Source organism: Pirellulales bacterium (assembly GCA_019636335.1).
Lineage (GTDB): Bacteria > Planctomycetota > Planctomycetia > Pirellulales > JAEUIK01 > JAHBXR01.
The window spans coordinates 76,152-89,094 of record JAHBXR010000008.1 but is presented as its reverse complement, the minus strand read 5'-3'; the positions used below and the strand labels follow the sequence as shown (position 1 = coordinate 89,094).

The 12,943-nt window shown below is 64.6% G+C and carries 9 protein-coding genes; 5 read left to right on the top strand and 4 right to left on the bottom strand.

Annotated features, from left to right (window positions below; translation table 11 throughout):
* Positions 1-24: 24 nt before the first annotated feature.
* Complete coding sequence (locus KF708_10155) at positions 25-498, top strand: hypothetical protein (protein ID MBX3413038.1); 474 nt, start codon at positions 25-27, stop codon at positions 496-498.
* Between the two features lie 25 nt (positions 499-523).
* On the opposite strand, the gene KF708_10150 is transcribed toward KF708_10155, so the two are convergent.
* Positions 524-1,738: a metallophosphoesterase gene (locus KF708_10150; protein MBX3413037.1), complete on the bottom strand. Its 1,215-nt coding sequence runs from the start codon at positions 1,736-1,738 to the stop codon at positions 524-526.
* A gap of 172 nt (positions 1,739-1,910) precedes the next feature.
* Here KF708_10150 and KF708_10145 point away from each other — a divergent pair, with 172 nt between their 5' ends.
* Together KF708_10145 and KF708_10140 are read left to right on the top strand one after the other, a co-directional pair.
* Positions 1,911-3,293 carry an arylsulfatase gene (locus tag KF708_10145; GenBank protein ID MBX3413036.1) on the top strand — a complete coding sequence of 461 codons (1,383 nt, stop codon included), beginning with the start codon at positions 1,911-1,913 and terminating at the stop codon, positions 3,291-3,293.
* A gap of 373 nt (positions 3,294-3,666) precedes the next feature.
* On the top strand, positions 3,667-4,089 hold the full coding sequence (locus KF708_10140; GenBank protein ID MBX3413035.1) for a hypothetical protein: 423 nt from the start codon (positions 3,667-3,669) through the stop codon (positions 4,087-4,089).
* 45 nt (positions 4,090-4,134) lie between these two features.
* Here the strand turns inward: KF708_10140 and KF708_10135 are convergent, their stop codons facing one another.
* Entirely contained in the window at positions 4,135-5,472 is a 1,338-nt protein-coding gene (locus tag KF708_10135; protein MBX3413034.1) for a PQQ-binding-like beta-propeller repeat protein, read from the bottom strand.
* A gap of 475 nt (positions 5,473-5,947) precedes the next feature.
* On the opposite strand from KF708_10135, the gene KF708_10130 reads away from it, so the two are divergent.
* Both KF708_10130 and KF708_10125 read left to right on the top strand, forming a co-directional pair.
* Positions 5,948-9,943 carry a hypothetical protein gene (locus KF708_10130; GenBank protein ID MBX3413033.1) on the top strand — a complete coding sequence of 1,332 codons (3,996 nt, stop codon included), beginning with the start codon at positions 5,948-5,950 and terminating at the stop codon, positions 9,941-9,943.
* Positions 9,940-10,890, top strand: a complete 951-nt coding sequence (locus KF708_10125; GenBank protein MBX3413032.1) for an aminotransferase class IV — start codon at positions 9,940-9,942, stop codon at positions 10,888-10,890. Before KF708_10130 ends, KF708_10125 begins: the two co-directional genes overlap by 4 nt.
* On the opposite strand, the gene hemW is transcribed toward KF708_10125, so the two are convergent.
* Both hemW and KF708_10115 read right to left on the bottom strand, forming a co-directional pair.
* The gene (hemW, locus tag KF708_10120) at positions 10,887-12,044 is read right to left on the bottom strand and encodes a radical SAM family heme chaperone HemW (GenBank protein MBX3413031.1); all 1,158 of its coding nucleotides are present in this window, start codon (positions 12,042-12,044) and stop codon (positions 10,887-10,889) included. The two genes, KF708_10125 and hemW, sit on opposite strands and share 4 nt — an antisense overlap.
* A complete protein-coding gene (locus KF708_10115) occupies positions 12,041-12,928 on the bottom strand; it encodes an amidohydrolase family protein (GenBank protein ID MBX3413030.1) in 888 nt (295 codons plus the stop codon). Before KF708_10115 ends, hemW begins: the two co-directional genes overlap by 4 nt.
* Positions 12,929-12,943: the final 15 nt, after the last annotated feature.

The window sequence follows — 12,943 nt, the reverse complement described above, 5'->3', positions numbered from 1 at the left end:
CAGAATGCGAAAGGATGCGAAGCCATGTCGCTTTTCGACGACGAACGCTTTCAGTGGCGCGAAACGTACTTCGTGCTGTTTCAAAATGAGAAGCGACCGAAGCTGGAGGCCGTGGTCCGGCTGCTACGTGGTTTGAATCCGCGCTGCGTGATCGAGGCCTCGCAATCGGACGAGAAAGGACGGTTGGAGCAGTTGACCATCCTTTCGCCCGATGATTATGCCGCGATCGATATCAGCTACATCTACGGCGAGGATGTCATCGCCCAGGTCGACGAGATCGCCGGCGAGCTGCGCGAGACACGCGATTTCGACGTCGAAAAGCTGACCAAGCTCGCCACTGCCGACGCGCGCTTCGATGTCATGCACTTCGAGCAACTGGCCGATGCCGAGGAAGAGGACGAACTGCTCGACCCCAGCGCGCTGCTGGCGGCGCTCGAGTCGCTGGCCGATCTCACCGACGGAGTGGCCGTCGATCCGCAGTCGGGTTCGATTTTGTAACTCCCGGGCGCGCCGCGCCGGTCGCTCACGCTTCGAACGTCACTCGGTGCAGCTCGGCGCCGTCGAGCTTCTTCATCACGAGCTGCAGCTTGTGGCGCGTGGCCGTGCCTTCGAGGATCGTGGCGTGCTGCGGCTTTGGTCCGCCGCCGATGAGTTGGCCGATCGGACGTTCGGCCGTCGGGGGCATCCAGGCGTGCTCGTGCGTGTGACCTGAGATCACTAGCTGCACGCCGGCCTCAACAAGCTGTGGTAGCCAGGCCTCGCGGCAAACCTTGCTGAAACGCCAATGTCCGGGATCGGATACTTCGTCGATCCACCAGAGCGGGATATGGCAGAAGAGCAGCCGAAACGGCGCTTCGCGAAACCACGCCTGGCGCACCACACGGGCGAGCCACTCGCGCTGCCGGCGACGCATCGTCTCGAAGGCGGCCAACCCGCCGAAGACGGGATGATCGTCGGGCTTGTCTTCGCCCGTGTCCAGGACCAGCACGGCTACCGGCCCGCTACGAAAACCGTAATAGAACCGATCGTCGGGCGTGCCGGTGAACTCGGGCAGATGACGCGCCGCGGGACCGCGCACGTCGTGATTTCCCCGCGCGTAGGCCAACGGCCAGCGCGCCGCGATCGTCAGGCCGCCCGGTGAAAGAACCTGAGCACTCAACTTCGACACGTCATAGATGTCGTTCGTCTGATCGCCGTTCCACAAGAGAAAATCGGGCTCCAGCGCCGCCGTGGCCCGCTCGAGCATGTCCAGAGTGGTCTGGTTCTCGTGCGTGTCGTTCCAGACGACGAACTGCGTTTCGTCCGCCGAAGGATCGAGCAGCCGGCAGGCGTACGTCTCGCTCGTCACCGGCTCGCCGGGCAAGATCTTGTAGGCCGTCTGGAAATCGATGGGACGGGCTACGATACGGTATCGCAGCGTCTGCCCCGCCGGCAGCGGCGGAAGCCGAAACTTGAGCACGTGCGGATCGTACGGCAGCAGGCCGGCTGTTTCGGCATCGACACGCTGAAACGGTTCGTCTCCCAGCGCCAGCTCGAGGAATCCCGTCGCCGCGCCACGCACACCCTGCACGACGGTCAGCGCGGCGGAGTCGGGGCCGAACACGACGGGACTTCCGGCGAGCAACGATTCGTGCGATGCTGAGTCCGCCGCGGCGTCGCGCAAGGCACTCGTATGGGCGACGAGCGTAGCCGTCGCCCCCGCACACAAACCCGATTTGAGAAAAGTTCGTCGTTGCACGGAGATGCTCCCCCGGGTTGACTGGTCCCACGGGCGCTATTGTGTGCCACGTGCTGCGGAGTTGCGAGCGGATTGTGCCGTTTTGTTGATGGGCGGCGCCCCCCCTCTACTCGTCGGCGGCAACACGCCGGCTCGCTGCGACAAACGATGAGGTTGGAAAATGACTCGACCGATGGGCGGACACGCTCTTCAGATCATGGTCGTCTTGCTCGCGGCCACTTTGGTTCATGGGGGCAGCCCCCATACGGCCGTCGCCGAGCCCCCCTCGAAGCCGAATATCGTTTTCATCCTGGCGGATGATCTCGGCTATGGCGACTTGGGTTGCTACGGACAGCAGCAGATCCGCACGCCGCGCATCGATCGGCTGGCGACAGAAGGACGGCGTTTCTTGGATTGCTATGCGGGAAGCACGGTCTGTGCCCCGTCGCGCTGCGTGCTCATGACCGGGCTGCACACCGGTCACGCTCGCGTGCGCGGAAACGCCTTGGTCCCGCTCGAGCCCGAGGATGTGACCGTGGCAGAGATCTTGCGCGCGGCTGGCTACGCGACCGGCATCATCGGCAAGTGGGGTTTGGGCGAACCGGGAACGACCGGCGTGCCCACACGGCAAGGGTTCGACGATTGGTTTGGCTACCTCAATCAGCGGCACGCCCACAACTACTATCCCGACTATCTGTGGCGCAATGAGGATCGTGTGCCTCTGGATGGAAATGCCAACGGGAAGCGCGAAGCGTACAGCAGCGACCTGTTCGTCACAGAGGCGCTCGCCTTTCTCGATCGGCAGCAGGAGAAGCCTTTCTTTCTCTATCTCGCACTCACCTTGCCGCATGCGAATAACGAGCTTGGTCGCGAGACGGGCAATGGCATGGAAGTTCCCGACCACCGGCGCTATGCCGATCGCGACTGGCCGGCGCCGCAGAAGGACCATGCCGCGATGATTTCACGGCTCGACGACGCCGTGGGACAGGTGCTCGATCGACTCGAGAAGCTGGGACTCGCCGAGAACACGATCGTGTTCTTCTCGAGCGACAATGGTCCGCACAGCGAAGGAGGCGCCGACGCCAGTTTCTTTCGAAGTGCAGGACCGCTGCGGGGCAAGAAACGCGATTTGACCGAAGGAGGCATCCGCGTGCCGATGATCGTGCGCTGGCCGGGGGTCGTTCCTGCCGGCACCGAGAGCACGTACGCCTGGGGCTTTTGCGACGTATTGCCGACGCTGGCCGTACTCGCTGGCGCCACAGCCCCGGAAGGCTTGGATGGAATCTCCATCGTGCCGGCCCTCGTAGACGACCCTGTGCCAGGGAACAGTGCGTTTGGTGAGCATCCCCCCTTGTATTGGGAGTTCCACGAACGCGGCTTTCAGCAAGCCGTTCGAGTCGGACAGTGGAAGGCGATCCGCCAGCGTCCTGCGGCGCCGCTCGAACTGTACGACCTGTCGCGCGACGTGGGCGAAGAACGCGACGTGGCAGCGCAGCATCCCGAGATCGTCGCCCGTTGCGAGCGTCTTTTCGCGACGTCCCGTACCGATTCACCCCACTGGCGGGTTCCCGACTAACAGCCTGGGGAAGAATGCCTTCGTTGGCATTCTTCCCCCTCGCCAAGTTCGCAGCAAAGCTGCTCACGGCTCGCAAAATCACGACGGACGTCGCGATTTTGGGATCGCATCCTGCGATCCGCACCAGGCCGAGGAATACTTCTCCGGCCTGCTAGGGGCGTCGAGTTCCCGTGACGGCGGCCCCTTAAGTGTGCCTCCTGAAGTGCAACGCCCGCGTAGCCGTTATTACCGGCACCTGGCCATGGCACAAGCGTGTCTTTCCGTACGGTTCGACGGCGGACCCGTGGCAGGCGCAGTAGGCTTTTTCCAGCCAAGTAGTGCGGCGGTTGGTCCTTCTGGTGTACGCCGCGCGATGCTACGCGAGGATGGTTCCGTGCTGATATTCAATACGGGGCGCAAAAAACAACAAGAAGCGCAGCGCCTGCTCGTTCGCATCTTGAACCAGCAGCATCAGGCGTCGAACGTCCGCATGGCGGATATTCGGCAAGAGCAGCGCAGCAATACGACCGTGCCGGTCGTCATCGTGCCATTCGTACGCGGCAAGCCGCTCGTCGAAGAAGTTCTGCCCGCCACGACGTGCGATCTGAGCTCGGTGGGGATCGGGCTGGTGGCCGAACAGGCCGTCGAGTCGGACGAAATTCTGATCGGCTTTCGTTCGGACGAAGAGGTGTTTTTCGTACATGCCGCGGTGAAGCACCAGGAGCGTATCTCGCCCCACTTCTATCAAATCGGCGCTAGCGCGATCGCCGTGCTGCACGCCAGCGACTACCCGCTTCTGGCGACGCTGCCGCTGTAGATCGCGACGGAAACAAAACAGCAACGGCTCTCGCCCGCGCGTTTCTTATTCGAACGACTCGAACGGGTCGGGCTTGCTGGGCACGCGCGGATTCTCGGCCGGGGGGGGCGTGGCTGGCGTATCGAAGGGGTCGTCGCCCCTGTCTTCTTCGGCGGGCGTCTCGGCAGCCGGCGCTTTCGCGGCGCCGGCTGCACCGGCTTCGGTCGTGCCGCTGGGTCGCGTCTCGAGGAGCGGCAGCCGATGCTTGATCGGCTCGACCAGAGCGGTCTCGCGCACGCACTGCAGCACGCCCGATTCGGTACCCAGGTAGATCCGATCGGTCTCGATGTTGGTCACCTTGAACGGCAGCAATTGCGTGTTCAAGGCGGCCAGGCGATTCCCGGTATCGGCGTTCAGAATCAGCAGGCGGCCAAACGCGTCTGACGAATAGACGCGCGAACCGCTCGAGGCGACGAACTGTGTCACGTCTTCGGCCCACCAATTCTGCGAGCCTTGATCGGCGTCGAGCGAGTACATGCCGCCGGCATCGGTAATGGCAAAGACGTCATCGTCGACGACGATCGGCGACTGTCCGATCGGCGCCCCCGCCGAGAAACGCCATTGCATGGCGGCCGTCAGCTCATCGATGGCGTAGACGTAGCGATCCATCGACCCCACATAGACCAGCGGCGCACGGTAGGCCGGCGTGCTCAAGATCGGCGCGCCGGTTTCGAATCGAAACAACACGTCGAGCGTTCTTGCGCGCGAGCCGAACACCATGCCCCGGGTCGTGGTCCACAACACGCTCGTGTTCGTCACCAAGGGGGTCGCGTCGGGCCGCCCCACGCCTGCGTAACGCCAGGCATATTGCCAGGTGGGTTTGCCCGTGATGGTCTTCTTGTTCGACTTCTCGTAAGTAATCAGCATGCCATCGACGAGCGGAATGTAGATCCGATCGTGCCCCATGGCTGGCGGAGCCGAAGGAGCGCCAGGGACGGGTGTCTCCCACAAGGGTTCGCCGGTGGCCAACTCGAGCACGTACAAGTGACCGCCATTCACCACCGCGACGTACTGGCCGTCGGAAGTCGCCGCCAGGCTGGGGTAGTTGCGATTGCCGACGAGCGTGTACCAGGCGGTTTGGCCCGTCTCGGCATTGATCGCGTGCAGCGTGCCACGTTCGCTCTGGGCGAAGAGCATGCCGTGGTGCTGGGTGATGCTGGTCACGCGATCGCGCGTGCGGTCGAGATGGATGTGCGTGGCCCAACTGACGGAGAGGCCGAAACGCGCGAGTCGCTCCGTGGCCAGGAGTTGCCCCTGCTGGGCCCGCGCCGTCGAGGGGAGCAGTCCCAGCACGGACAGCAGCAGGCTCCCCAGTAGTTGTCGGTACGAGAGTTGGCTGGTCATCGAAGGATCACCCTGAAAGCTGTGGCAAACGCGAGCGAGTCGCGAAGGTCGGCACGGTGCGGTAGCCCGGCGAGGCGCGCGACCAAGGGGGTTGGTGTCGCCACGGTTGGCCCGCGGTGGCTCGGCCGTACAAGCGTCGATTCGATGCTCGCCGGGAGCCTCCATAGTAATTCAAGCAGCGGCAATCTCCATCGATCAAGCGGTGGGCAGACGAATCGCCGAAGTTGGCGAAACAGCGTTGCGCCGGCTGACACCCCGCTAGACCATTTGCCGCTGCCTCTTTAGGATGAGCCACGGTCGAGCTTTACGCCTTGTCACGGGGGGACGGGGCGAGGGGCATTGGCTACCGCTTCCCGCCATTCTTGCCCGCCTTTGTACACCAACCACATGCCAGCCCCCTGCCTCGAAGACGCGGAGCCTTCCGCCGCACGGCCCCTCAGCCGGCCGCTTTCGGGGGTGTTTTGGGTCGAACACGATGGACGTCAGTCGCCAAGATCGAGTGAGCGAGACCGCCTTGGAGGAGATCCTGGGCTATCTCAACTTCTCGTCCGGGCGCTCCGATCCCCGCGTCTGGCGCAATTTTAGCGACGTCTTTGGTCAGCTCGAACAGGCGGCCGATGCGTCCGCTCGCCCGTGGGAAGAACTGCGTGCGCTGCTGGCCGCCGAGCTCGACAAGCTGCGGGCCACGAAGCCCGCCTTCGGCGAATGCGAGCAGGCCCGAGCGGTGTTGCGGCTGGCATTCGACCAGGTGCTGCCGGCTTACCGGCAGTTCCACCACGATCTGCTTTTCCACCAGCGCGATCGGGAACTGTATCGGCCCTATTTCGTGGCGCGGGTCTGCGACACGGTGCTCGGCGTGGGTGGTCCCTGGGACGAGGAGCAACGGATCGTGTCGAACACGATCGCGGGGCTGAATAGTTTTCTCGGCCACCGTCCCGTCGCGGTCCTCGAGAACGAGCGCAAGCTGGCCCCCTATCCCCACGAGTGGATCGCGCCGGTGCCGCTCTACCTGGCCGGCGCCGGCGTGGCGGTCGGACGATATCACGATCTCATCGCGCGGACCCTCGAGATCCTCCGCGAAACCGATCCCGACCTGCTCGCCGAAGCCAGCTTCGATTTCGAACGCTTCGACGAACTGGCGTTCGATCCTCGCGCCTACGACTTCTATCACCCGGTGAATCGGCGACCGAATTACCAGTTCGGACAATGGGATCCGCACCTGATCGACAATCGCGGCTTCTACCGTCGTTTTGTCGTCCAGCAAGTCACGCTCGACACGCTGCTGTCGCGCGTCACGCAGAGCGAGCTGCCCCGCGACGAGGTGTTGAGCGAGGCCGCGTCGGTGCTTGCCGGCACGATGTTGATGGCGTCGGCCATGAGTGGGCACGGGCCCGAGGCGCACGATTCGAGCGTGACGCTCGCCACCTTGGTGCCGCGCATCGCGGCGCTGCGCGACGCTTTCTACCTGGGACGCTTGAGCAAGACGCAGGGCCCGCACGGCGAGCGCTTGCAGGCCGAGGCGCAGGCCTTACGGCAGCCCTTCGGCGGCACGCGTCAGCACCTGAATCAGCACCTGGCGCGGCTGCGCGCCGGCCAGTTGGAACGAGCGCACCTGGCACAGATCTACGCCCGAATGGGATTTCCCGAGGCGGCGCTCGAGCAGGCGCAGGAGGTCTCCGTTGCCGGCGTGCGCATGATGTGCGAAATCGAATGCCTGCGCAAGCAGTGTCGCCGCGCGGCGTCCGAGGGGGATTTTCCCGCGGCCGTTGCCGGTCTGACCGAAATCGGCGGTTTGCTACATCGCGCCATCGAGTGCGGCGCCCTGGTCGATCCCTGGAACGTCCTGGGATTTCAGGGACAGTTCAGCGTCTTTCGCGCCCTCGAGAACAGCATCCGCGATCATCGCATCGGGCAACTCGTCAGCCTGATCGAGAACATCTTCGGTACGCTGGCCGAGGTGCATCGCGCCGCCGCCGCCGCGGGGCGCGGCGATATCGAAGGCCAGGTCTCCGAGCAATTCGAGCGCCTCGCCGACTGGTGGGATCGCTTTGCCACCACCGCGGTCAGCGGTCTTCGCAGCGTCTCGGGCGCCGAGGCCCTGACCTCGGCTCGACAGGTATCGCGGGCCTTGCTGACGTGGCACGCGGCGGGCTCATCGGCCGGAAATATCGCCTTCTGGCGCGAGCACGCCGAGCATTTCGCCTCGCCGCAGACGTTTGCCCTGGTGGTCGAAGCACTGCTCGACGCGCACGATTACATCGCGTCGATGGCGCTGCTGATGGCATGGCTCAACCGCAGCAGCGACGTGCCGCTCGAAGAAGGGGGGCGCTCGTTCCACGATCTGGCCGCGCGCTGGATGCAAGACGTAGTGCCCCCGCCGGGTGAGCCCGACGCCACGGAACGCTGGTCGCTCGTGACGCGCTTCTTCGATCATCTCGAGGCGAATGCCGACGAGTTGTGGAGCGTGCCCAGTTTTGCGCTGCAAGCGGAAACGAAATCGAACGACCCGTTGCCACCCCATCAAGACGCGGCCGGTCGGGGAGACGCGTTCGCCGACGATGAGCTGGGGGATGCGGATTCTGTTTCGGATGATGATGACGAGGACCTGTTTGGCGCCGCCTGGGAGGATGTGACCTACCGCGACAGCACCGACGATGGCATCGAGGGAGAAACGCTCGATGTCTCCAGTCCCACGAGCGAATTGGAACTGGAACAGGAGGCCTCGCGGCTGGGACGGCGACTTTCGCTCATCGCCACCTACGCGCGCCTGTGGCGACTGGCCGCGGAGCGGGCCACGCATCCTCTCGTCCCCTCGGCGCCACACGACTATCTGCAGGCCTGGCTCGCGCGATCGCTCGTGAACAGAAGCCAGCTCGATGCGCTGCTGACCGCGATTTTTCGCCATCGCATGGCGCAGTCGATCGGGCCGAACGAGTCGCTCGTCGAGTACGACCGGAAACGCATGGTGCAGCAGGCGTTGCTCGACCGCGTCGTCGATGCCTACGTGGCGACCTCGGACGCCGCGCGCTGGTTGTGTGCGGCCCTGCCGCACGATGCCCCGCTCGAAACGGGCGACCTGGTCCTGTGGGAACAACAGACGGCGCAGGTCTTTCGCGCCTTGATGGCGGGCGATCCCGCCGCCGTCCGGGCGGTGTTCCAGCCGTTGTGCCGTTCGCTGTTGGAGCAGCCCTTGCTGTACGTCCCCTTGGCGCGCCGGGGCGATCCCCGGCGCAAGGCGGTGGCGCAGAGCGTCCAGATGGTGCTGCGAGACTTGTTGGCCGCCCTGCCCCGGCTCGGCTTGTTAACCGAGACGATCACGCTGGTCGACCTGGCGCAGGAAATGGAGAAACGCAACCCCGTGGGGGCCGGCGCCGTCACGGAATTCAATCGGCTGTTTCAGGTTGCCTTTACGGCGGTGGTCGAGGCGCTGGTGGCCGCGACGCCCGGCGCGGCGACGCAGCACGCGGCGGACGACGACGAGGCGCTCGTCGAGTGCATCGAATCGGCCACCGAGGTATTTCTCGGACGCTGGTTGCGACATAGCCGTTCGGCGCGCATCTCCGTGCTCGAACGTGTCGCCAACGACGAAAAATGGCAGGAGCTGCGTAAGTTCATCGAGGAGTATGGCGAGGATCTCTTCACGCAGAAGTTCCTCAACGTGGGGAATCTCCGCGCGATTCTTCATCAGGGGATCGATCTCTACCTCCACATGCTGGCCGAATCGGGCGACGACGTGCCGGCCGTCGTGGCGGCGCTCGATACGGGATTGAACCGTGAAGTGATTGTGGCGCAGCTCGAGTTGATTCTCGAGGCGGTCATCGAGAACTATGCCGAGTACGAAGATTACAACACGACGACCACGCAGTCGGACCACGGGGCGCTGCTCTACACCTTGCTAGCCTTCTTGCGGCTCAAGGCGAGTTACGAGCGCGTCGCCTGGAACTTGAAGCCGGTCGTGCTGGCACACGAGGTGCTCGTCCGTAGCGGTCGTGGCGCGGCGGCCGAGTTGTGGCGACGTTCGCTCGCCGACAAGACCGCGGACATTGCCGATTGGCATCTCGCGCGGCTCGAAGAACTCGTCATGCAACATGGCATGCGTCTGGCGTCGGTCGCCGATCGGCTGGGCGAACGATTCGTGCGGCCGCTGGACATGGGACGCATCAGGGCGCTGGTCGCGCCCGCGATGCAGGCCGCCCGGGCCGAGCCGGGCGATCCGGCCGAGGCCACCGCGACCTTTGTCCGGCTCGCGACCGAGATCGACGAATTCCTGCAGACGCCGACCGGGGCCGGCATCGACTTGCCCCCCTGGCTCGCCTCGCTCGAAGAAGAGGTCGAGGCGATCGAGCTGGTCACCTCGGCCGAGCGTCGCGGTCGCGAGACGACGCTCGAGGTCCCGCGGGCGCCTGTGACTCGCGCGGAATTGAATCGCCAGATCGAACAATGCCCCAGCGAGCTCGAGCTCGATCCATGAGCGAGCGCATCGTTTACTTGCGCGGTCAGTTCGTGCCCGAGTCGGAGGCACGCATCTCGATCTACGATTCAGCGCTCACGATGGGGGACATGGCCTTCGAGGTGACGCGCACCTGTCGCCACGTGCCGTTCCGGCTGGCCGATCATCTGCGGCGACTCGACAATACCTTAAAGGCGATCGGCACCGATCCGGACCTTTCGCTCGCCGAGATCGAGCGGCTGACGATCGAAACGCTCGCGCGCAACCTGCCGACCGAAGCGGACGACGTCGACTGGAACATCATTCACAACGTCTCGCGCGGTCCGGCCTCGGCGTTTGACGAGGCCTTTGCCCTCGAGGAACGCCGCCCGACGGTCGTCATCAGTTGTTATCCCCTGCTCGCCAAGTTGGCGGCGCTGGCTCCGGCCTACGACAGCGGCATCGATCTCGTCGTGCCGACGCAACGGGCCCTGCCGACCGATCTCGTCCACGCCTTCATCAAGACGCGCAGCCGTCTGCACTACCAACTGGCGAATATCGAGGCGGAGCAGAAGTGCCCTGGCGCGACCGCCGTGCTGACCGATCCCGACGGCCATTTGACCGAAGGGACAAGCGGTAACATCTTTCTCGTGCGCAATGGAGAATTGCAGACCCCCGAGCCACGCAACCTGTTGCCGGGAGTCACGCGCGCCCTGGTGCTCGACCTGGCCGAGAAGTTGACCCTTCCGGCCCGCGAGATGAATCTTACGCCGCTCGATGCGCTGTCCGCCGACGAGGTGTTTGTCACCTCGACGACGATTGGCATCCTGCACGCGCGATCCTTCGAGGGGCATGCGATCGGTGATGGTTCCATCGGCACGGTGACACAGTGCCTCCGAGCGGCGCTCGACGCCGAGGTGGGGCTCGACTTTGCCGCCCAGGCACGCCTTTATGCCGCCCGCACCGGCAGGCGTCCTACAGCGAGTTAAACTCGCAAGTAGTCGGGCCATAAGGCATCGCTGACGAAGAGGCCGGCGCGCGTTAGTCGCACCATTTTGCCGTCGTCGATGAGCCACCCCTGACTGAGATGACGCTGCAGCTCGCGGCCGACGAGTCGCTCGAGATCGAATCCTGTCGAACGCAGGAAGTCGTCGCGCCCGACGCCTTCGAGTCGGCGCAGGCCGAAGACCAAAAGCTCTCGGGCGCGGTCTTCCGGCTCGAGCCGCTCGCGGAACTCGACGGCCGATTCTCCCGCCAGCAGACGCTTGAGATAGGTGGTCGTGCTGCGGTGGTTGGTCGAACGCTCGCCATCGACGTAGCGTGCCGCGCCCGGCCCGAAGCTGTGGTAACTGCCCCCCGTCCAATAAATCTCGTTGTGGCGGCAGCGGTGCCCCGCGCGAGCAAAGTTCGAGACTTCGTAATGTTCGAAACCGGCGGCCGTCAGGCGATCGATGGCCCGTGCGTACATGTCGCGTTCCAACTCCTCGGGCGCGGCGGCGAGATCGCCGCGATCGAGACGCCCCCAGAATGTTGTCCCGCGTTCGAATGTCAGGCCGTAGGTCGAGACGTGGTCGGGCGACAGTTCCAGGGCCGCGTCGAGATCGGTCTGCCAACCGGCGAGTGTCTCGCCCGGGGCCGCAAAGATCAGATCGAGCGACACCGAGGGGAAACGTTCGCGGGCCAACGCGAACGCGCGCCGCACCTCGTCGGGCGAATGATCGCGTTCGAGCGTGCGCAATTTGGTGGCCTCGAACGATTGAGCGCCCAGGCTGATACGTGTCACCCCGAGCTCGGCCAGGAGATCGGCCTTTTCCGCATCGAAATCGGCCGGATTCACCTCGACGGAGAACTCGTAGCTCGGGGCAAGCGCGAATTGCCGATGGAGCGATCCCACGAGTCGACGCAAGGCATAGGACGATAATTGTGTGGGGGTCCCGCCTCCGAAGAAAAGGGTGTCGATCTCGCGCGGCGCAGCGCCTGCTGCCAGCGATTGCAATTCGCGCTCGATCGCCTGCAGGTAGGGCTCGACGAGATCGTCGCGGCCGGCCACGAGGGTGAAGTTACAGTAGCCGCAGCGTCGGGCGCAAAAGGGGACGTGAACGTAGACCGAGCGAGGCTCGGGCCACGTGGCATCAGCGGTCATACCAGCCTCAGCACACGACGCGCGTTGTCGCGGAAGATCTTCGCGCTCACTTCGGTGGGCAGGTCGATCTTGGCAAACAGCTCCAACTGGGGAACGTTCTGACCGGGAGCCAGAAAATCGGTGCCGAACATCAAGCGATCGGCACGCCGGACGAGAAACTCGTGCCCGAACTCCAGATCGCGATCGATCGCCATCGCTCCGCTGCCGGCCGAGAGATCGCCGTACAGATTGGGAAAACGATCCATCAGCGCGTCGATGGCCCCCCCCGGCGCCACTTTGCCCCGCGGGTAGCTGCCCAATTGCTGGGTAGTGACTTCACCGGCGATCGAGGCCCACCATCCGGGACCATGTCCGATGAACGTCACTTTCGGGTTGGCTTCGAGGACGCGGCCCAGTCCGGGCAGGCCCCCTTCATCGGTGTTGCGCAGATTGTCGAGATGAAACAGTACGGGGAGTTCGACTTCGGCGCAGGCGGCATAGAGGGCCATGTTGCGAGGATCGTCGATGGCCACCCCCGGCTTATGCTCGCCGAAGCCGCGGGCGCCAGCTTCCACGTACCGTTCGAGCATGCGCACGAGCCCCGCCTGTCCTCCCACGTACGATGTCCGCGGATCGACCGAGCAGAACGGAATCAGCCGATCGCGATGCGCCGCCGTGGCAGCCAGCACGAAGTCGGGCGTGATCGGGTAGGCCGACGACTCGGGCGAGACCAGCGGCAACACCGCCGCTTGAGCAATGTCGTGGGCGTCCATCCAGCGCAAGAGCGCCTCAGCCGAGAGGGGGTCGTCCTTGTTCCACGTCTGCCCGAGATGCGTGTGGATATCGAAATACTTGCCGGGCGGAAATTTCGCTTCCTCTGCAGCACGTGCAGCGAGTCCGTTCATCGTCACACCGGCAAA

What these genes read in the sequence shown, in the direction of transcription:
- KF708_10155 (MBX3413038.1), top strand. Translation starts at nt 25, where the DNA reads ATGTCGCTTTTCGACGACGAACGCTTTCAGTGGCGCGAAACGTACTTC.
- KF708_10145 (MBX3413036.1), top strand. Translation starts at nt 1,911, where the DNA reads ATGGGCGGACACGCTCTTCAGATCATGGTCGTCTTGCTCGCGGCCACT.
- KF708_10135 (MBX3413034.1), bottom strand. Translation starts at nt 5,472, where the DNA reads ATGACCAGCCAACTCTCGTACCGACAACTACTGGGGAGCCTGCTGCTG.
- KF708_10130 (MBX3413033.1), top strand. Translation starts at nt 5,948, where the DNA reads ATGGACGTCAGTCGCCAAGATCGAGTGAGCGAGACCGCCTTGGAGGAG.
- KF708_10125 (MBX3413032.1), top strand. Translation starts at nt 9,940, where the DNA reads ATGAGCGAGCGCATCGTTTACTTGCGCGGTCAGTTCGTGCCCGAGTCG.
- hemW (MBX3413031.1), bottom strand. Translation starts at nt 12,044, where the DNA reads ATGACCGCTGATGCCACGTGGCCCGAGCCTCGCTCGGTCTACGTTCAC.
- KF708_10115 (MBX3413030.1), bottom strand. Translation starts at nt 12,928, where the DNA reads ATGAACGGACTCGCTGCACGTGCTGCAGAGGAAGCGAAATTTCCGCCC.